Source organism: Methylovulum psychrotolerans, assembly GCF_002923755.1.
Taxonomy (GTDB): Bacteria; Pseudomonadota; Gammaproteobacteria; order Methylococcales; family Methylomonadaceae; genus Methylovulum; species Methylovulum psychrotolerans.
Window position 1 is genome coordinate 1138922 of the sequence record NZ_PGFZ01000001.1, and the last position, 18231, is coordinate 1157152.

At 49.2% G+C, this 18231-nt stretch carries 14 protein-coding genes; 8 read left to right on the forward strand and 6 right to left on the reverse strand.

Annotated elements, in window-relative coordinates; genetic code table 11:
* Position 1: 1 nt before the first annotated feature.
* The 3 genes from AADEFJLK_RS05280 to AADEFJLK_RS05290 form a co-directional block, all read right to left on the reverse strand.
* On the reverse strand, positions 2-1015 hold the full coding sequence (locus AADEFJLK_RS05280; RefSeq protein WP_249027975.1) for a polysaccharide biosynthesis/export family protein: 1014 nt from the start codon (positions 1013-1015) through the stop codon (positions 2-4).
* A 315-nt stretch (positions 1016-1330) separates the two neighbouring features.
* Complete coding sequence (locus tag AADEFJLK_RS05285; RefSeq protein WP_103973524.1) at positions 1331-3934, reverse strand: glycosyltransferase; 2604 nt, start codon at positions 3932-3934, stop codon at positions 1331-1333.
* A gap of 582 nt (positions 3935-4516) precedes the next feature.
* Positions 4517-4864, reverse strand: a complete 348-nt coding sequence (locus AADEFJLK_RS05290; protein ID WP_088617769.1) for a roadblock/LC7 domain-containing protein — start codon at positions 4862-4864, stop codon at positions 4517-4519.
* A 923-nt stretch (positions 4865-5787) separates the two neighbouring features.
* On the opposite strand from AADEFJLK_RS05290, the gene AADEFJLK_RS05295 reads away from it, so the two are divergent.
* Genes AADEFJLK_RS05295 through AADEFJLK_RS05305 form a run of 3 tightly spaced genes read left to right on the forward strand, consistent with a single transcriptional unit; the run spans position 5788 to position 8956 of the window.
* Positions 5788-6981, forward strand: coding sequence for an oxygenase MpaB family protein (locus AADEFJLK_RS05295; RefSeq protein ID WP_103973525.1), 1194 nt, complete (start codon positions 5788-5790; stop codon positions 6979-6981).
* Positions 6978-8009 carry a sulfotransferase gene (locus AADEFJLK_RS05300; protein ID WP_103973526.1) on the forward strand — a complete coding sequence of 344 codons (1032 nt, stop codon included), beginning with the start codon at positions 6978-6980 and terminating at the stop codon, positions 8007-8009. The genes AADEFJLK_RS05295 and AADEFJLK_RS05300 overlap by 4 nt, the downstream gene beginning before the upstream one ends.
* Positions 8006-8956 carry a catalase family protein gene (locus AADEFJLK_RS05305; RefSeq protein ID WP_103973527.1) on the forward strand — a complete coding sequence of 317 codons (951 nt, stop codon included), beginning with the start codon at positions 8006-8008 and terminating at the stop codon, positions 8954-8956. The genes AADEFJLK_RS05300 and AADEFJLK_RS05305 overlap by 4 nt, the downstream gene beginning before the upstream one ends.
* Before the next feature lie 109 nt (positions 8957-9065).
* Here AADEFJLK_RS05305 and AADEFJLK_RS05310 read toward each other — a convergent pair whose 3' ends face one another.
* From AADEFJLK_RS05310 to AADEFJLK_RS05320, 3 genes are all read right to left on the reverse strand, one after another.
* Positions 9066-10799, reverse strand: a complete 1734-nt coding sequence (locus AADEFJLK_RS05310) for a bifunctional protein-serine/threonine kinase/phosphatase (RefSeq protein WP_103973528.1) — start codon at positions 10797-10799, stop codon at positions 9066-9068.
* A gap of 57 nt (positions 10800-10856) precedes the next feature.
* The gene (locus tag AADEFJLK_RS05315; RefSeq protein ID WP_103973529.1) at positions 10857-12335 is read right to left on the reverse strand and encodes a NarK family nitrate/nitrite MFS transporter; all 1479 of its coding nucleotides are present in this window, start codon (positions 12333-12335) and stop codon (positions 10857-10859) included.
* Between the two features lie 213 nt (positions 12336-12548).
* Positions 12549-13682, reverse strand: coding sequence for an FG-GAP repeat domain-containing protein (locus tag AADEFJLK_RS05320; RefSeq protein ID WP_103973530.1), 1134 nt, complete (start codon positions 13680-13682; stop codon positions 12549-12551).
* A 615-nt stretch (positions 13683-14297) separates the two neighbouring features.
* Here AADEFJLK_RS05320 and petA point away from each other — a divergent pair.
* The 5 genes from petA to AADEFJLK_RS05345 all read left to right on the forward strand — a co-directional run bounded on the left by petA (position 14298) and on the right by AADEFJLK_RS05345 (position 18219).
* On the forward strand, positions 14298-14882 hold the full coding sequence (gene petA / locus AADEFJLK_RS05325) for a ubiquinol-cytochrome c reductase iron-sulfur subunit (protein ID WP_088617762.1): 585 nt from the start codon (positions 14298-14300) through the stop codon (positions 14880-14882).
* Between the two features lie 10 nt (positions 14883-14892).
* Positions 14893-16299, forward strand: a complete 1407-nt coding sequence (locus tag AADEFJLK_RS05330) for a cytochrome b (RefSeq protein ID WP_088617761.1) — start codon at positions 14893-14895, stop codon at positions 16297-16299.
* Position 16300: 1 nt separating this feature from the next.
* Entirely contained in the window at positions 16301-17017 is a 717-nt protein-coding gene (locus tag AADEFJLK_RS05335; RefSeq protein ID WP_088617760.1) for a cytochrome c1, read from the forward strand.
* Positions 17018-17215: 198 nt separating this feature from the next.
* Positions 17216-17821, forward strand: coding sequence for a glutathione S-transferase N-terminal domain-containing protein (locus AADEFJLK_RS05340; protein ID WP_198328422.1), 606 nt, complete (start codon positions 17216-17218; stop codon positions 17819-17821).
* 14 nt (positions 17822-17835) lie between these two features.
* Positions 17836-18219 (forward strand): ClpXP protease specificity-enhancing factor, encoded by a 384-nt coding sequence (locus AADEFJLK_RS05345; protein ID WP_088617759.1) that lies wholly within the window; start codon positions 17836-17838, stop codon positions 18217-18219.
* Positions 18220-18231 lie beyond the last annotated feature (12 nt).

Here is an 18231-nt window from a genome sequence, read left to right on the forward strand (position 1 = left end):
GCTATGGGATGACCGCGCCTAATTGGCTGATAGTAAACAAGGTACTGAAGGGATTGATTTGTTGCACGATATAACCAATTTTGCTGACGTTGTGTTTAGGCACATAAATAATGTCACCTTCGTTAATGGCGACATTTAATTGCCCATGAGGTTTTAACAAATCACTCAAATCAATTTGCATATTGGCATTGGCACTGGGGCGGATTAAATGGATATCATGCGTGTTGCCGTCCTTGGTCATGCCGCCCGCTTGCCCTAGGGCATCCATAAACGACATTTGCGGGGTCAAACGAAATACCCCTGGCGCATTCACCGCCCCCAACACAAACACGGAGGTGTCGGTAGCATCAGGGATGTACACCACATCATTGCGCTGCAACGGTACATTTAAGCTAATATCGCCTGTCAACAGGCGGGTCAGGTCTATCCAAAGGATTTTCTCTTTACGGATAATCGCACAGCGGGTCAAGACCTGCTCCTTACGCAATAACGGCATACCGCCCGCTTGGGCAAGAATATCCAGCAAATTAGGCGGCGTATTAAACAGCAATTCCCCCGGATGCTCGACCCGCCCGATAATCACGACCCGGTTTGAATTGTAATGCTCAACCCGCACCGTCGTGTAAATGTTAAGATAATACGGCGACAAGGCGTTATTGATGGTGGTGGCGGCCTGTTCGCGGGTCATGTTGCGCACTGATACCGACCCGACCACCGATAAGGTGATTTGCCCGTCAGGGCCGATACGCTGTAAGCCCGATAATTCTGGTCTGCCGATGACTTCAATATTAATGTCGTCACCATCATACAACAAATAATCGGTAACGCTTTTGGTGTCGGTTTTAAACGCTTCGATGGCGCTGGTTTCCGAATAGCGTGTTGAACGGTCAGGCACACTAAAGGCTTTCGCCGCCCCCCGACTGGCATCCGGAACACTCTCCCACGCCCCGCAAGCAGACAGCAAGACCAAGCAACAGCAAAGAATGGCGGTTCGGTTAATGGCTAAGATCATCATGTATAAAGCGCAGGGAGGGTATCGGTTAAGCAAAGATGCCCTAAACCTTATCATTGCTACCGTCCGCTATCAATAACCTTTACCATTATCTTAGCGGCTGTTTTGGCGGCCAGCCATTCGGCAGGGGAAATTAAGCGTATGGATAGGGCTTATAGGAGCGGAGGGAACCTGCGCCTTGCCCAAAAAGAAACTGCCCAAACTAACGGCAGATATAGGGGAAAGAAGGGAATAGGCATAATAACATCAGGCCTTCTTGCCAGCTTTTAAACCAGCAAGAAGACCCAACAACGCTATGCCTTGCGTATCTTGTGCCGCTTACACTTCATCCAATTCCTCGGCCAATTTGGCATTTTTGCCATAATGCGGAGCAATGCTAATCAACAAAGTCGCCACCGTGGCGATATACGGCACGGCTTGGACAGCCAGGATAGAAATCCATAATCTGCCGCTGAGGTTATCAAAATGCTCTAAGGAGGCCATGGCGATCATTGCCGCCGCCAACAACAGCATCAGTATCACTTCTTGCCTGATAATCATCAGACCCGCAAATAAAGGCCCTTGTTTTTCATATTTAGGAGTACGCATAAACGGCTTGCCCGATGTGAACATACCTTGGATAGTGCCCCGCGCTACGGTATGGGTCAACGACAGCCCGGACAGAGCCGCGCCCAAGGATTGCCAGAACGAACACGGGACACGCGCCTGATACAGCCACAGCCCGCGCAACACCTTAAAGGTAAACAGGCCGATAGTCGGCAACAAGAAGGCGTTAATCGGCAATTCGCTATGGATAGGGTCATAAACGATAATCGCGGTCAATAACAAGCTGGTAATGGTGAACACCAAAGCCAGCGCGTCGGAAAACCACGGCAACCAACCCGCAACAAAATAATAGCGTTGTGCCGAGGTCAGCGGTGATTTTTGCGTCGGCAAGAAACTGCGCCAATGCGCCTTAATGATTTGCATCGCGCCATACACCCAACGGAAGCGTTGGGTCATGTAACCGGAGAAGGTATCCGGCATCAGGCCACGGCCAAACGAGTCTTTCACATAGACCGAATCATACCCGGCCTCATACAGGCGCAAACCCAGTTCGCTGTCTTCGCAAATACACCATTCCGACCATTTGCCGACTTCCAGCAAGGCCGATTTCCGTACCATCGTCATCGTGCCATGTTGGATAATGGCGTTATATTCGTTACGTTGCACCATACCGATATTAAAGAAACCGGCATATTCCCAATAACAAATGTCCTTGAAGGTGCTTTGGTGGCGGTCGCGGTAATCTTGCGGCGACTGCACAAAACCGACATTTTCATTATCAAAATACGGCACCATACAGTTCAGCCAATCCGGCGACAAAATATAGTCGCTGTCAATGACGGCGATGATTTCGGCATCAGCGGCGGTTTGCTCCAGTGCGTGGTTAATCGCCCCCGCTTTAAAACCGGGCCAGTTTTCCAAATGGAAGAACCGGAACATCGGCCCTAAGCGTTCGCAATCGTCGCGCACCGGCTCCCAAATCCCTGCATCTTTGGTGTTGTTGTCCATTACCAAAACTTCCATATTGGGGTAATCGACTTTTGCCAAGGCTTCCAAGGTCTTACGCACCATCAGTGGCGGTTCGTTATGGATGGGCAAATGCAGGGAGACTTTTGGGTATTTGAAATCGGGTGACGGCGTTAAAGGCTGGAAGGTACGCGCGGTTTTCCTATGCCAGATAACTTCGGCAATCTCTAAGGATTCAATCAGCAAGATAATCGCCGCCAGCACCTGCATTAAGATCAACACCACCCAAAAAATAATGGTCAACGGCGTTTGGTATTGTTGTGCGCCTATCGACAGCGACCAAAAAATGGTCGATACCGCCAAGTTGGTGATCAAGCCGAAAAATACCATACCCGGCAGTTTCAAGCTGCGGCGGGTGAACAGGAATAGGGCCATCAGCACCACGCTTAACACCGCCGCACCCGTCGCCCAATGGCTCCAGCTTGGCAAGGTCAGGACATCCCCGTCCATCGGATATTTAGCTTGGCGGTCGGCATTAAAAATACCCCAATAGGCCCCGGCAGAACCTTCAATGGATTGCTTCCACGGTTGATCGAAGGCTTCGACGATGTAATAAGTGATTTTTTCTTGGTCGGCGCGGTTTAAGAATTCCCGCAATATTTTTGCTTGGTTAGACACCGACGCTGTGGCGTGTTTGGCGGGCTGGCCGTCAGAGGGCCAACCTAATTCGGTAATGATGACCGGCTTATCAGGATAGGCTTGTTGCACTTGATGATAGCGGTCGAAAATATAATCCACGGCATCTTCGGCGGCAATACCTTCCCAATACGGCAGGATATGCACGGCGATAAAGTCCACTTCCGCCGCCACTTTAGGGTGCTTTAACCATTCCGCCCAAGTTTCTGAGGTACTGACTGGCCGCCAGTTACGTTTTTTCACCTCGCGGATATATTCAATCAACGCATCTTCCGGGATTTCGTTACGCAACAAGACTTCGTTGCCGACCATCACGCGGATGATTTTGGGATTGTCTTGGCGGCTGACATTAATCAGCGCCTCCAATTCCTGGCGGTTTTTCTCCAAATTGCCGTCTATCCACGCGCCCATTGTCACATTCAGATTATGTTTGGCGGCAATGTCAGGAATTTTATTCTGGCCGCGTAACATACTGTAAGTACGGATAGCATGGACTTTGTTTTCCAGCAAGGTCAAGTCTTTGTCCATGTCTTCTTCACTGACAAAGATATTGTCGCGGGGGTCATCCGTCTTACGGGTCGGATCGTAGGTCAAGCCCATCGTGGTTTTTGTCCACGGCTGTAACTGCAAGGGGTTGTTGACAAAGCTCCAAATGCTGAAATTAATCATAACCAGCAAAGTAAGTGCCAATACAGTAGCTATTTTTGTTTTCATCGGGGGGATGCGGGAATTTGTTTGTGGAGGATGTTTTGAATCCAACGGAAATCATTTAGGATTAACACAAAGCGGCAAAAAAGCTTTGCGCCCCTTATTTTACACGCGATACAAAACTTGTAAGAAATTATTTAAACCATAACCAACAAGATTTATAAGGATTTTAACCATAGATTGTGCCTGAAAATGATAAAAGCGTCAAAAACCGCCCACAACAAGACAAAAAGCCTATTAAAGCGCGGTAATCGCCAAGCAATCGGTTAAGTACAACCCTTATTGTCCGGCTTGAGCTTATCTTAAAAAAAACAGAATGAACGGTTACTGAACTGACAAATATACTGTGAACGGCCAAGTTTTCGGCTTTTACAATTCACCGTAGGGTACGCTGTACCCTACCAAAAAAACCGAAAATCTGGCCGTTTGAAGTATATAGCCCCCTCCCCCCGCAAAATGGAGCATTAACCTTAACCAACTAATTAAGGTTTACCTACGAAAATTAAGGCACTTCGCTTGTATACGCTATCAGCCGCGTACATTTTAGTCCACACACGGGTGTGCAAAGCGATAAAGCCGGACAAGCCTTTATTGCGCAAGCAAAAAATCCTCCCGAAAGCCATCCATCGCCTGCATTAGTTTTGGCAGATCAACACCTTCTTGTGTTACCGCCACTAATAAGACATCCTGATTCAATAAAGCAACTAACACATAACCCTGTTCGCCCGTAACAACAAGGTGCTTACAGTCGCCGCCCAGCAGAGTGGCGATACTGTTTTTACCGACCGCAAAAAGGGCTGAACCCATACCGCAAACATGGTCTTCATTGCCGCCATACTGGTGCGCATAGCCCAGCGCCACCCCATCTATAGATGTGACGGCAGACGCTTGAATACGGGGGTCTGTATTGTTAAACGCAGAAAGCAAAGCATACATCTTAAGGCCTCTCTTGAACTATTTTGATGGTTAACCGCAAATGTTTATAAGTGAATTCTTAGCAGGCATAAAACACGCTGTCTGAACTTCCTAAATCCGCTGGCTTTTTCAACCTAACCCGCAAACATTAACGGAATTAACAGATAAATTTAGCTGCCGGAAATTCCTAATGATAAATATGCGCGTAACCATAAACAGCCAGCATCACTTACAGCTAATTCTCCTACCCAATAATCCATTCAGCATAGTTGCTAATGGGGCTACTGTCTAGTCGGCAAAGCCGCTACCGATACGAAAAAAGCCTAGTTGAGATAAGCCCTGTCTATAGGGGTTTTAGAATCATTTTGCTAGAGGTGTAGCGCTAAGCCGTTAATAAGCATGGCGATCTCCAAAATACCCGTTATTCCGGCATCTTCTCAGAAACCAAGAGATTGGCCGGAGAGGGATGGGGTAATCGACATCATATTTATCGACGGCAAAAAGACTTCAAAACCCATATAGATACTTAAGTATATTATAGCCCATTTTTTCATCCATACTCAGGCGGACATTAACCCATCAGCCCCCGAAGTTGCACAAGTGGCGTGTAAGCTATTTTTGACATAACAAGCGCCCATTTTTTCTTAGCCTAACACATTGAGTAGCTGAACTTTTATTCAAGGACAGACGGTGCAAGAAGCGCTATCCCATCCCGAATAATATCGCCGCCACTTTTACACAAACCGTCCAAAGTATTGGAGGGGGATACTTACATTTCTAGTTTGTATGATTTAAACTTTCCGACAGCTTTATCGTTTACGCTTTTACAAATAGGCAAAGCTTCCCGATAATTCTCCGATGTGCCAAAACATTATCAGCTTCCCGGCATAACTAGGAAGCTTGCCGAATAAATAAGGATTGCCTTCCATAAAAGAGATGCAGAAATGACTGAACGGCTTAACGAAAACGAGATTCCGACCGACTATCGGGCTGGCTTTATACAAGGCAAGTTAATTGATGAGGCACTCGCCGAAAACTATATACGCCACACGCTTATCGGTGATCCTGATGCCGATGCCCTGATTGCCTATCTCTCCACGTTATCGCCTGAAGAAGCGGAAAATTGGCTACGCCAAGGCATAGAAATTGGCCTGGACGGCTTAGCCGATGCGCCCGATGAGGTGCGTGATTTTTTTACGAAAATGGAGACGGTACCTGCGTGGTTTGACCCCCAAAAAGTCAATAAAGGCTGTGCGGCATTTCACCGCCATTCGACGATGTTTGTAGGGGCTTTTGTCGCCGGGGTTTTGGTGGAAGGCTTTGCGACGCTAATCAGCAAATCTTTTTGTATCACTGGGCGGGTTATTGATCAGGGCGTACGGCGGCTGAAACAAAATAACCTGCATTTGATGGAAATCATGTTACCCGGCGGCTTGGAGCGGTACGGCGACGGCTGGAAACTGTCCATGCGCTTGCGCCTGATCCATGCACGCATCCGGTTAATGTTGAGCCACTCGCAAGATTGGGATACAGCGGCCTGGGGTGTGCCAATCAGTGCCGCGCACATCGGTTTGGCAACAACGGTTTTTTCTGCGTTACTGCTCAAGCGTGTGAAATCGTTAGGGGTAAACCTATCCGAGGAAGAGCGGGAAAGCTTCATGATGATTTGGCGTTATACTGGTTATCTGATGGGCGTTCCTGAAAGCATCCTGTTTGATTCGGAACAAAGCGCGTTGCATTTACAACGGGTCGGCGCGATGTGTGAGCCCTCCCCCACTTATGAATCGATCATCATGGCAAACGCCTTGATCAATTCCGCACCTATTGTTGCCGGAATCACAGAGCCAAAAGCACGGCGCAATTTGGCAAACTACATTTATCGGATCTCACGCGCCTTGATCGGCACGGAGTTAGCTGATCAATTGAATTTTCCGAACCATAACCCCTTTGGGGTGCTGGCGTTTTTCCGTTTCAAAAATGGCCTGGGCAACTTGTTGCAACGCCTGTTTCCAAGCCTGGAAAAGCGTAGCCGTAGCGGGCAGTTTATGCAGCTACTAGAGGTTTCCTTATACAATCAGAATGGTATCCGCTACCGGATGCCAGGGCATTTATACGCTGAACAAGATCAAGAATTATGAAAACCGACCCTATCTTAATTTTGAGCACGGGGCGATGTGGCTCCACAATGATTTCGGACATACTGGGCAAGCATCCGAAAGTGCTCAGTCTATCGGAGTTTTTTGTCCCCTTAGGGTCAGCGGCGTTTTCAAACAAAGCCCCTACCGGGCCGCAAATGTGGCAGATATTGAGCCAACAAACTCCCGCTTTGCGGATGATGTTGGAAGATGGCATTGTTGTCGATGAAGGCTTATATCCGTTTAATAGCCCGCAGGCGCGGTTTACCCCAAAAAATATCCCACCCATTCTGTCGGTGGCACTTCCGCACCTGACCGACGCACACGAAGCCCTGTACGATGAATTGGAATTGCTTGTAAAGGCACGTCCACGTTGTCCGCTTGCGGAACAGTATCAGTTTTTATTTGAGGCTTTGGCGAATAAATATCAACGTGATGTCTGGGTCGAGCGCTCAGGCGGTTCTTTTATGATCGCCGCGACTTTATTGAAACTGTTCCCACAGGCCAAAGTCATCCACGTCTTTCGGGATGGGCGCGACACCGCCTTGTCGATGAGCCAGCATCACAATTTTCGTCTCTTGTTGGCCATGCTACAGAAAAGCCAAAGCCTAGGCATCGATGTTTTTAAGGCTTGGCATAAACCGCACATCGGGCCACAAAAACTGTGGCTTGAAAAATTGCTGATGCCTTTTTTCAATACCCGGCAGATGAAATCACAAGAATTTCCGCTCGTGGAATACGGAAAACTATGGAGCAACATGATTCTGGCAGGCAGCGCCATTTTGGCTACCCTTCCTAAAGACCGTCTGCTTTCCGTAAAATTTGAAGCCGTCCAGCAAGACCCCAGAAAGGAACTGAACGAATTGATCCGGTTTATCAGCCCGGAACTGGAAGATGCCCACTGGTTGGATACCGTGTCGCAAATCCCTAGGCCGACACGTTCAAAATACCGTGAGTTATCCGAAGCGGAGCGGCTTGCGCTTACCCAAGCGTGTGAACCGGGCTTAAAAATACTAGGATACCCATTATGAAAACGACCTGCCCGTTCGCAGCGATGGCGGATGAGATTAACAGCATCTGCGCGAAAACTTTTCAAAAAATCCAACCCGATGGCAGTTATCGGCGAACCTTCCATGCCCCGCTGATTGCCAACCTAGAAGGCGAACTGGAAATTTTTTCTGCCGTGCCTACCCCATATCGGCTTGGACTGTTTCTCGAACCCAAAACCTACAAAGTCACGGCACGTTTTTCCAGTTCGCTTTTTGCCAATGAAAACTACCCTGACGCACGAGGGATGGCGTTGACAATACACGCTGTCAGTGGCCCCGTTTGTGAAGAGGCACCCGAAGGCGAACATACGATTGTTACCATCAACCAACCGACCTTTATTGCGCGGGATGCGGAAGATATGTTGGCGTTTATGCGCAAAATGGACGGAGTGAAAGAGCTGACCCCTTTTAACGTCGCGCCGCCGACCTACACCTTTCCTAGCTTAAATCCGCTAAAGGCGCGATGGGGCTTTGTGCAGGCAATGCTCTGCACCTTAGGCCAAGCCTTCCGGCGGCGGGACATCACGCAATACCAATACAACAGCCTCTCCCCTTACCGGCTCGGCACAAGCGCCATGAAATATCAGTTCCGCCCGGCGAGCACACCAATGGGCAAAGGCCGCACTCTGCGTGAACGGCTACACTCGCATTTGTTGCAAACCGATTTGGTGTTCGATTTTTTCATTCAGCCAAAAACATTGGCAACAGATTTGGTGGACGACCTGTTTCAAGTTTGGCAAAGCCCTACGCATCTTGTCGGACGCTTAACCTTTCCAGTACAGGATATTTTGGCAACCGCACTATTCACAGAAGGTGAGCGGCTGTCTTACAATCCTTGGCATTGTTTGCAAGCGCATGAACCGCTTGGCAGCATCAATGCCTTGCGGCGCGTCGTCTACAAGAATTCGGCCCTGCGGCGGCTTACATAGCCAGATTCCGCAACAGCGTCCGTTCGTAACGGCCTTGCTTTGACTAGGCAAGCCAAGGGTGTGGCGTTGCCTAATAGCCGGTATCGGAGTTCCCTAAAAAACGCGGCCATCACCTGCTGACGAAATACAGTAAAATAAAATTAACCAACAGCAGCAACAGTGACAGCCCTTGCCAAAACAGTAACGGGTTGCGCTCCATCAGCGGCTGGTGCTGGGGGGTATTTAAAAAAGCGGGATTGGGATGGCCCAAATCGTAGAGAAACTCCGACAAATCGCCGTAACGCAATTGCGGATTCAGCGCGGTGGCTTTTTTTAACGCCCCATCCACCCAGACCGGGACCCTATCGTTATGGTGGAAGCTGGGCACATAGACCAACTTTGCCAGACTATGCTTGTCGGGCTGGGATGGCATCGGCCCATAAGGTAAAGCGCCGTTCAGCATTTCATAAGTGATCACCGCCAAAGAAAACAAATCTGAGCGGGTACTGCCCCGCTGACCCAAATGGTATTCGGGCGCAGTATAATTGAGCGTCCCCAAAATATTTTCTTCCTGGTCGGCCAACGGAGCCAATTCGGCGATACCGGCAATTTTCACCGAACCAAAATCAATAATCTTCACCGTACCGTCCGCCGTAAACATAATATTTTCGGGCTTTAAATCCTGATGCAGCATTTCCATACGGTGGAAAGCACGCAGGCCTTTGGCGATTTGCCCGACAATCACCGATACCGTATCCAGATCCGGCTTCGGATGCACCGCCAACCACTGCCTGAGCGTCAATCCCGACAGATACTCAGTGACATAATAAATACAGCTTTTAACCCGGTCGATACCCAGCACCTGCAACACATGATCATGCCGAAGGCGCTTACCCGCCCATTCTTCATGGAGAAAATGCTCGATATACAAGGTGTCGTCGTCATACAGCACCGACGGGGTTTTTAAAATCACCTGCACACCGCTACGCATATCTAAAGCCCGATAAATTTGTGTGCGCTTACTGGCGTGCAGTTCGGCTTCGATACGGTAACCGTCCAATACCGCCCCCACCGCCAAAGGCGGCGGAAACGGCAAATTGGCATGGCGGCGCAGTATTTCATCCTCTTTGGCCTCCGGCAAAGCGACAATACGGACAAGTTGGCAGGTCAAATTATCATCACTGCCGTTCGCCAAAGCCTGCCGCACCATCGCCTCCGCCAACACCGCCAAATCGCCGCCGTCTTGCAACTGCTTTTTTAAGGCTTTCGCGTCCAAAAAATCGTGTACGCCATCCGTAGTTAATAAAAACACATCACCAATGACTAAGGGCATGGCCTTATAATCGACTTCTAGGCGCGGCTCTATGCCCATCGCCCGGTTCAGATAGCTTTTATCGTTCGCCAACCAGACCCGATGGTCGCGGGTGATCTGCTCCAAATTGCCGTTCCGCCAACGGTAAATCCGCGAATCGCCGATATGAAAAATATGCGCCGTCGTCGATTTCAGCACCAAAATGCTCAAAGTGCTGACCATGCCCTTAGCCGATTGATAGCGCACCTGGCCTTGGCTGTACAGCCAAGAATTGGTCGCCGAGAGAATTTTCTGCCCCGCTTGTTTGACCGACCACGAATCGGGGGTGCTGTAATAATCGCTTAAAAAGCCCACCACACAGCAATGGCTGGCCTGCTTGCCCGCCTCACTGCCGCTCATGCCATCGGCAATGGCAATAGCGATCCCCTTATAACTGAGCTGGCGGTCAGTCGGGATAAACGCCCCGCAACAGTCTTCATTATCGGCCTTAACGCCCTTATCGCTGGCCGAGCCTATATCAATCGCCAATTCAGGCCGTACCGCAAGAGTCATGGTTAATCCACTAAAAATTGCCGAAAGGGTTATGCCTTAAATCAGCGTTACCGCCCATCAATTCAGCTCAATCATTTCCACCGAGCCATCTTCCTGCACTTCCGCCATGTGGCCTTTCGGTTCGTCGACCCATTGCACAGCTAGCAAAACCACGATAGCCACACCAGCAATGATAACAAAAAACTCGGCGGGCGAAACAAACGCCAGCACAGTCAAAAACAGCACTCCACCGACATTGCCGTAAGCGCCGACCATACCGGCAATCTGTCCGGTCATGCGGCGCTTAATCAACGGCACCATAGCGAACACCGCCCCGCAACCGCCGGACACAAAACTTGAACAGGCCATCGTCAACAGTACCGCCAAAGGGATAGGCCAATCGGGAGTGATCAGGGACATACCAAAATAACCTGTCGCCAAACCCGCAATGAAAATGCTTAAGGACAGCTTGCGGCCAAACTTATCGCTCAGCCAACCGCCTGCCGGACGTGCCACCAAATTAATAAAAGCGAAGCTGCCGCCCAACAAACCCGCCTGCACATTAGTAATGCCTTGCGACACATGGAAAGTCTCAAAAAAATACATCGGCAACATCGACACCACGGCTAATTCCGAACCAAAGGTAATGAAATATGCCAAGTCCAAAATAGCGACTTGCTTGAATTTGTAACGATGAATAGCTTCAATCTCCTGCGAAAGAAGTCCGTTATTGACGTGGAAAATCTTTCTGATATTGAGGATAAATACCAGCCACACCACGGCATAGATCACCCCGGCTGCCGCCGCTGACAGTAAAGCAGTCACTCCGTTAGACAGCTTCCAGGTCAGCAAAGTTAATGCCGAATACAGCGGCAAAGTCATCAGCATATACAAATACAAATCGACCCGGCTGGTCACTTCCATCGCCCCGGCTTTTTTGGGCTTAAAATAGGTCGAGCCTTTTGGGGTGTCGGTCACGCTAAAAAAATACACGACCGCATAAATCAAAGCCATCATACCCGTCGTCGCTACCGCATACCGCCAGCCGTCCGCCCCGCCGTACCACAGAGCCAGCATCGGCAATAGCCCCGCTGCCGCCGCCGAACCAAAATTGCCCCAGCCACCATAAATGCCCTCGGCCAGCCCCACTTGCTTGGCTGGAAACCATTCGCCGACCATACGGATGCCAATCACGAAACCTGCGCCGATAAAGCCCAGTAAAAACCGCGCCAGAGCCAGTTGTTCAAAGCTGCTGGCAAACGCAAACATAAAACACGGCACGCTACCCGCTGCCAAGAGCGTCGAGTATGTCCGCTTAGGGCCGAATTTATCAACCAACATGCCGATAACAATCCGCGCCGGAATAGTAAGCGCCACATTTAAAAGCAAAATGGTTTTGATCTGAGCCGCATCCATGCCCAATGATTGGGCAATAACCAACATCAGTGGTGCGTGATTAAACCAGACGACAAAGCTAATAAAAAAAGCCAGCCAAGTAAGGTGCAAAATTTTCATTTTGCCCGAAAAAGAAAAGAGGTTAAAGGTCTGCGATGGCATTATAGAATCCAAATCAAGGGTATTTAGCACCAAAATTAAGCACTATTCATACCATAAGCGACCAAAGCAGTCCTTTATTGGTGCAAATACATTCTCTGCTGCACATTAACCGGCAACTCTCAGTAAAATTGCACCAATACAGGAAAACAAATCCCATACTGGTGCGAATTCAAGAACGTGCGTAACAATTAAAATAAGCAGCCTCACGCGATATTAAGGCGTAGTATTCACCAACACACTGGCTGTACTGTCGCTAAGGTTTGCCGTTAAAACATCAACATTGCTATCGCCATTCACATCCGCTACGGCAACAGCGCTCGGATTTGCCCCTACCGCATAATCGGTTTTGGCCAAAAATACGCCATTGCCTTTACCCGGCAACACGCTGACGGTATTGCTGACACCATTAGCCACCACCAGATCAGGCTTGCCATCACGGTTGATGTCAGTAATGCCAACTGAATAAGGGCTATCGCCAGTACCATAATCAACTTTGGCATTGAAAACCCCATTACCCTTACCCAGCAGTACGCTAACCGTATTGGCGTTGGCGTTGGGGGCAAACAAATCCAACTTGCCGTCACGGTTAACATCACCCACCGCAACCATAGAAGGGCTAGTGCCGGTACTATAATCGACCTTAAAATTAAAACTGCCATTACCCTTACCGATCAATACGCTTAGCGTATCGGCGCTGTAATTTGCCGTCACCAAATCTGGCTTACCGTCACGGTTGACATCGGCCACTGCCACCGCTTGGGGAAAAGCCCCAACGATGAAATCGTTTTTCGCCCCAAACACCCCACCACCTGTACCCAACAATACGCTGACACTATTGCCGCCCGCATTGGTGACCAGCAAATCCGCCTTACCGTCGCGGTTAACGTCGCCGATAGCCAACGAATAGGGATTTAGGCCTGTCGTATAATCGGTCTTCGGTTGAAACGTGCCGTTACCGTTGCCTATCAACACGCTCACGGTGTTCGCCGCATAATTTGCCGTCACCAAATCGGCTTTACCGTCACTGTTGACATCACCGATCACCACCGCATTGGTGTTAGCCCCCGCCGTATAATCCACTTTCGGCAAAAACACCCCAAAGCCATTATTGAGCAATACACTGACCGTACCCGCACCAATATTCGCCGTAACCAGATCAGGTTTACCATCCAAATTGACATCGCCTGCCGCCAAATCAATGGGGGTAGCATCCGTGGCATAATCTGCCTTAGGCTGGAAAGTAATAGGAGCCGCTTGCAAATCTTTGCCCAAATCGGGTAATAACAGCCCCAGGCCAGTCATGGCAACGACAGACAAGCAAGAAGATAACTGAATATTTTTTAACATGATTATTGTCCTCAATTAAGTAATTCGTTCATCGAACGGGAGACATCATGATAAAGCCAAGAACTATTTTTGGCAGCGACATATAACCTATGTAAATCCTAAATATTAACCGCGTTATCCGGTAAGACCTCACAACCTCAACGCGGCAAGTTCTGCGGTACAAGATATTCTAACCGCACTAGCCGATCATCCGGCCACTTCGCCACCGAAAAGCATAGCGGTATAAGCCAGACCCAAAACTTCTGATTCCTATTTTCAAAACTACATGTTCCAAGTAACCGATAACAAGAGCCACCCAACCTTTGCCTAAACAGCTAAGAACCGTATTTATCCAGACAAGCTTACAAAACAACCGGTTAAAAAACACCTTGATATACTAATAAAATGCAATTGCATTTAAACCCTAATCCAAAGCCCCGAATATTTAACCGGCTTTATTGTTCTTCGAGCCGCATACTCTCCAAAAAAAACGCTCTAAATAGGAACATTTCTCACTACAGTTCAGCGATTGCCAAACAATTTACATAAGCTCTTCAAATCCACTAGGTTCTGGTGGTATATTGGCGCGGATAAAAAAAGTGCAGCACAGCACATAACAATGAGGAGAGCTTTGTAATGATTAATGAAGGCGTCGATAAGTCTAAACGCCAGTTTTTGACCTCGGCCTTAACCGTGGTTGGCACAGTCGGCACTGGCTTTATAGCGGTGCCTTTTCTCGCGCAGATGCAGCCAAGCGTTAAGGCCATGGCGGCGGGCGCACCTGTTACTATAGATATTAGCAAAATGGAACCTGGGCAATTGCTACGGGTTGCTTGGCGCGGCAAGCCGGTATGGGTTTTGAACCGGACACCCGAAGTGCTGGCAACCTTAAAAACCTTGGATTCGCAGCTACGCGACCCTCTGTCGTCGCAGTCCCTACAGCCTGAATCCAGCAAAAATCCCGCCCGCTCCATCAAACCGGAAGTCTTTGTCGCAGTGGGCTTATGCACCCATTTGGGATGTTCGCCGACCTTCCGACCGGAAATCGCCCCTAGCGATTTGGGTGAAAATTGGAAAGGCGGCTTTTTCTGCCCTTGCCACGGCTCTTGGTTTGACTTGGCGGGGCGCGTTTACCAAGGCGTACCGGCACCGACCAATTTGGAAGTTCCCCCTTACCGTTATGTAAGCGACACGCAACTCATCATCGGCGAACAGGCATAAGGAAAAACGCATGAAAATTAACCGATTTACCGAATCCGGTAACTGGATTCTCGACCGTTTCCCGCTCACTAAATTGTGGAACGATCACATGGCGCATTATTACGCGCCGAAAAACTTCAACTTCTGGTACTTTTTTGGCTCGCTGGCGCTGCTGGTGTTGGTCAACCAATTTGTCACCGGCATTTTATTGACCATGAACTACAAGCCCGATGCCAAATTGGCGTTTGATTCGGTGGAATACATCATGCGTGATGTCCACTGGGGCTGGCTGATCCGTTATATGCACTCGACCGGGGCATCGGCGTTTTTTATCGTCATTTACCTGCACATGTTCCGTGGCCTGCTGTACGGCTCGTTTAAGCAACCGCGCGAATTGGTGTGGATTTTCGGCATGTTGCTGTTTGTCGCCCTGATGGCGGAAGCCTTTATGGGCTATTTGTTGCCTTGGGGGCAAATGTCCTACTGGGGCGCACAGGTCATTATCTCGCTGTTCAGCGCCATTCCGGTCATCGGCGACGAGTTGTCGCTGTGGGTACGCGGCGATTATGTAGTGTCCGATGCCACCTTAAACCGCTTTTTCGCCTTCCACGTCATTTCCGTGCCGCTGGTGCTGGTCATGCTGGTGTTCCTGCACATCGTCGCCCTGCATGAAGTCGGCTCCAACAATCCTGACGGCGTGGAAATCAAAAAATATAAAGATGAAAACGGCATTCCTTTAGACGGCATCCCTTTCCACCCCTATTACACCGTTAAAGACATTGCCGGGGTCGGCGTGTTTATGATTTTCTTTGCCACCGTCATTTTTTACATGCCGGAAATGGGCGGTTATTTTCTCGAACACGCCAACTTTATTCCGGCCGACCCGCTAAAAACCCCTGAGCATATCGCCCCGGTCTGGTACTTCACACCGTTCTACGCGATCTTACGCGCCATCCCCGACAAATTTGCCGGTGTCATCGGCATGGGCGGAGCGATTGTGGTGCTGTTCCTGTTGCCGTGGCTGGACCGTAATCCGGTCAAATCCATCCGTTACCGGGGCGGCGTGTATAAAAAAGCCTTGGTCATGTTTGCCATCAGCTTCTTGGTGCTGGGTTATTTAGGCACCCAACCCGCGACACCCAGCGCGACTATCGTGGCGCGTATCTTTACCGCCATGTACTTCGGCTTCTTTTTACTGATGCCCATTTACACCCGTTGGGAACGCACCAAACCCGTCCCGACACGCGTTACCGAACACCATTCGCTTGACGAGCAATTGCCGGCATTATTTGAAGAAATCACTGAACTCAAACCCGAAACAGGCGAACCTGACCATGGCGTGTTCAGAAGTTCTTTCTTCAGCCGACGGCCTAACCCTACCGGTATACGCCATGTCCTCACTCGCTTTGCAAAAAAACTGGTAGAGAGCCTCGACTAATATGAAAAAATTTCTCACTTTATCACTACTCTTGGTATCGCTCAGCGTCAACGCCTCCGAAAGTGTCAAGCTGGACAGCGCGGACATTGATTTAACCGATAACCTGTCGTTATTGCGCGGTGCCAAGCATTTTGTCACCCATTGTTTAGGCTGCCACTCCATCAAGCAAATGCGTTACCTGCGTATCGCCAAAGACATGGAAGTGGATGAAAAAGTCATCCTGAACGACATCGCCCCTGAAGGTGCTGGGATTTATGACCAAATCCACAGCGCCATGAACAAGCACGATGCCGAAAAATGGTTTGGTACCCAACCGCCTGATTTATCCCTAATTGCCCGCTCACGCGGCCAAGACTGGCTCTATAGCTACTTAAAAAGCTATTATTTGGATCCGAAACGGCCATTTGGGGTCAATAACCTGATTTTCAAAGACACGGCGATGCCTAACCCGTTCTGGGAATTGCAGGGCGAGCAACACGCCACCGTCAGGAAAACCATTTACGGCGAACATATCGAACTGGTCCAACATGATCCGGGTACCCTGACTGAAAAAGAGTTTGATACCATGGTAAATGATTTGGTCAATTTCTTAGTCTATGTCGGCGAGCCCGTTCAATTGGAACGGCAACAAATGGGTAAATATGTACTGTTCTTCCTATTGATTTTCTTTGTCATCGGCTACTTGCTGAAAAAAGAATATTGGAAAGACATCCATTAAAGCCATTAGTACCCGGTCTTTTCCACCCTAAGTGCATAAGAAGACAAGGATGTTTTCTTATCCTTAAGTCCTGTCGCAGGCAATCGGAAGGAAGCCACAAAAAGCTTTACGATTCATGCTATAATAGCCAATTTTATCGCCCTACATACGTCAAAGAGGTTGTTATCTGTGGCAAATATTATTACTCGTAAATCTGTAATGACGCTTTTTTCATCCGCAACCTGTCCGATGAGCCACTGCGCCCGCTTCGTCCTGCACGAAAAAGCGATCACCGCCGACATAGAATATTACGACCCGGCCAATCCGCCGGAAGATTTGCTCGAACTCAACCCGACCGGTGTGTCGCCCACTTTAATCGAGCGCGAACTGGTGTTATACGATTCCCGTATCATCATGGAATATTTGGACGAACGCTTCCCGCATCCGCCCTTACACCAAATGGATCCGGTCTCACGCGCCACTGCCCGCATGGTCATTAAGCGCATTGACCAAGACTGGTATCAGTTGCTGGACGAAATATCATCATCAGGCGAGAAAAAATCCGCGCGTGCAAAAAAATTGTTACGCGAAAGCCTGATTGCGGCCACGCCGGTTTTTGGTGCCCGGCCCTATTTTATGAGCGACGAATTTTCTTTAATTGATTGCGTCATTGCCCCATTATTATGGCGCTTGCCCAGTGTCGGTATTGATGTCATGTCGCAAAACGAAATCATCGGCAACTACGCCCAACGCCTGTTTAAACGCACCGCCTTTAAACGCAGCCTGAGCGATGCCGAAAAAGAAATGGCAGACCCTATCAAATAACCCATAGCCCCAACATGACTTCTTTAAAACCTTATTTAATCCGTGCCATTTACGATTGGATTATTGACAATAACCTGACCCCGCACATGCTGGTCGATGCCCAGCATAGCCAAGCGGTCGTGCCGCAACAGTTTGTCGACGACGGAAAAATTGTCCTGAACATCAGACCGCAAGCGGTCGATGCCTTAGCATTAGGCAATCACGACATCCAATTTAACGCCCGTTTTAGCGGCAAACCGATGTTGGTCATCGTTCCGGTTGCTGCCGTACTGGCGATTTATGCCAAAGAAACTAACAAGGGCATGAGCTTTGATCCTGAAGACTATCCCGAAACCGAAGCGCCGCCACCCGAACACAAGCCGCCTACCGGTCGGCCCAATTTGCGCGTGGTCAAATAACGCCTGCCTCTA

What these genes read in the sequence shown, in the direction of transcription:
- AADEFJLK_RS05280 (WP_249027975.1), bottom strand. Translation starts at nt 1,015, where the DNA reads ATGATGATCTTAGCCATTAACCGAACCGCCATTCTTTGCTGTTGCTTG.
- AADEFJLK_RS05285 (WP_103973524.1), bottom strand. Translation starts at nt 3,934, where the DNA reads ATGAAAACAAAAATAGCTACTGTATTGGCACTTACTTTGCTGGTTATG.
- AADEFJLK_RS05290 (WP_088617769.1), bottom strand. Translation starts at nt 4,864, where the DNA reads ATGTATGCTTTGCTTTCTGCGTTTAACAATACAGACCCCCGTATTCAA.
- AADEFJLK_RS05295 (WP_103973525.1), top strand. Translation starts at nt 5,788, where the DNA reads ATGACTGAACGGCTTAACGAAAACGAGATTCCGACCGACTATCGGGCT.
- AADEFJLK_RS05300 (WP_103973526.1), top strand. Translation starts at nt 6,978, where the DNA reads ATGAAAACCGACCCTATCTTAATTTTGAGCACGGGGCGATGTGGCTCC.
- AADEFJLK_RS05305 (WP_103973527.1), top strand. Translation starts at nt 8,006, where the DNA reads ATGAAAACGACCTGCCCGTTCGCAGCGATGGCGGATGAGATTAACAGC.
- AADEFJLK_RS05310 (WP_103973528.1), bottom strand. Translation starts at nt 10,799, where the DNA reads ATGACTCTTGCGGTACGGCCTGAATTGGCGATTGATATAGGCTCGGCC.
- AADEFJLK_RS05315 (WP_103973529.1), bottom strand. Translation starts at nt 12,335, where the DNA reads ATGCCATCGCAGACCTTTAACCTCTTTTCTTTTTCGGGCAAAATGAAA.
- AADEFJLK_RS05320 (WP_103973530.1), bottom strand. Translation starts at nt 13,682, where the DNA reads ATGTTAAAAAATATTCAGTTATCTTCTTGCTTGTCTGTCGTTGCCATG.
- petA (WP_088617762.1), top strand. Translation starts at nt 14,298, where the DNA reads ATGATTAATGAAGGCGTCGATAAGTCTAAACGCCAGTTTTTGACCTCG.
- AADEFJLK_RS05330 (WP_088617761.1), top strand. Translation starts at nt 14,893, where the DNA reads ATGAAAATTAACCGATTTACCGAATCCGGTAACTGGATTCTCGACCGT.
- AADEFJLK_RS05335 (WP_088617760.1), top strand. Translation starts at nt 16,301, where the DNA reads ATGAAAAAATTTCTCACTTTATCACTACTCTTGGTATCGCTCAGCGTC.
- AADEFJLK_RS05340 (WP_198328422.1), top strand. Translation starts at nt 17,216, where the DNA reads ATGACGCTTTTTTCATCCGCAACCTGTCCGATGAGCCACTGCGCCCGC.
- AADEFJLK_RS05345 (WP_088617759.1), top strand. Translation starts at nt 17,836, where the DNA reads ATGACTTCTTTAAAACCTTATTTAATCCGTGCCATTTACGATTGGATT.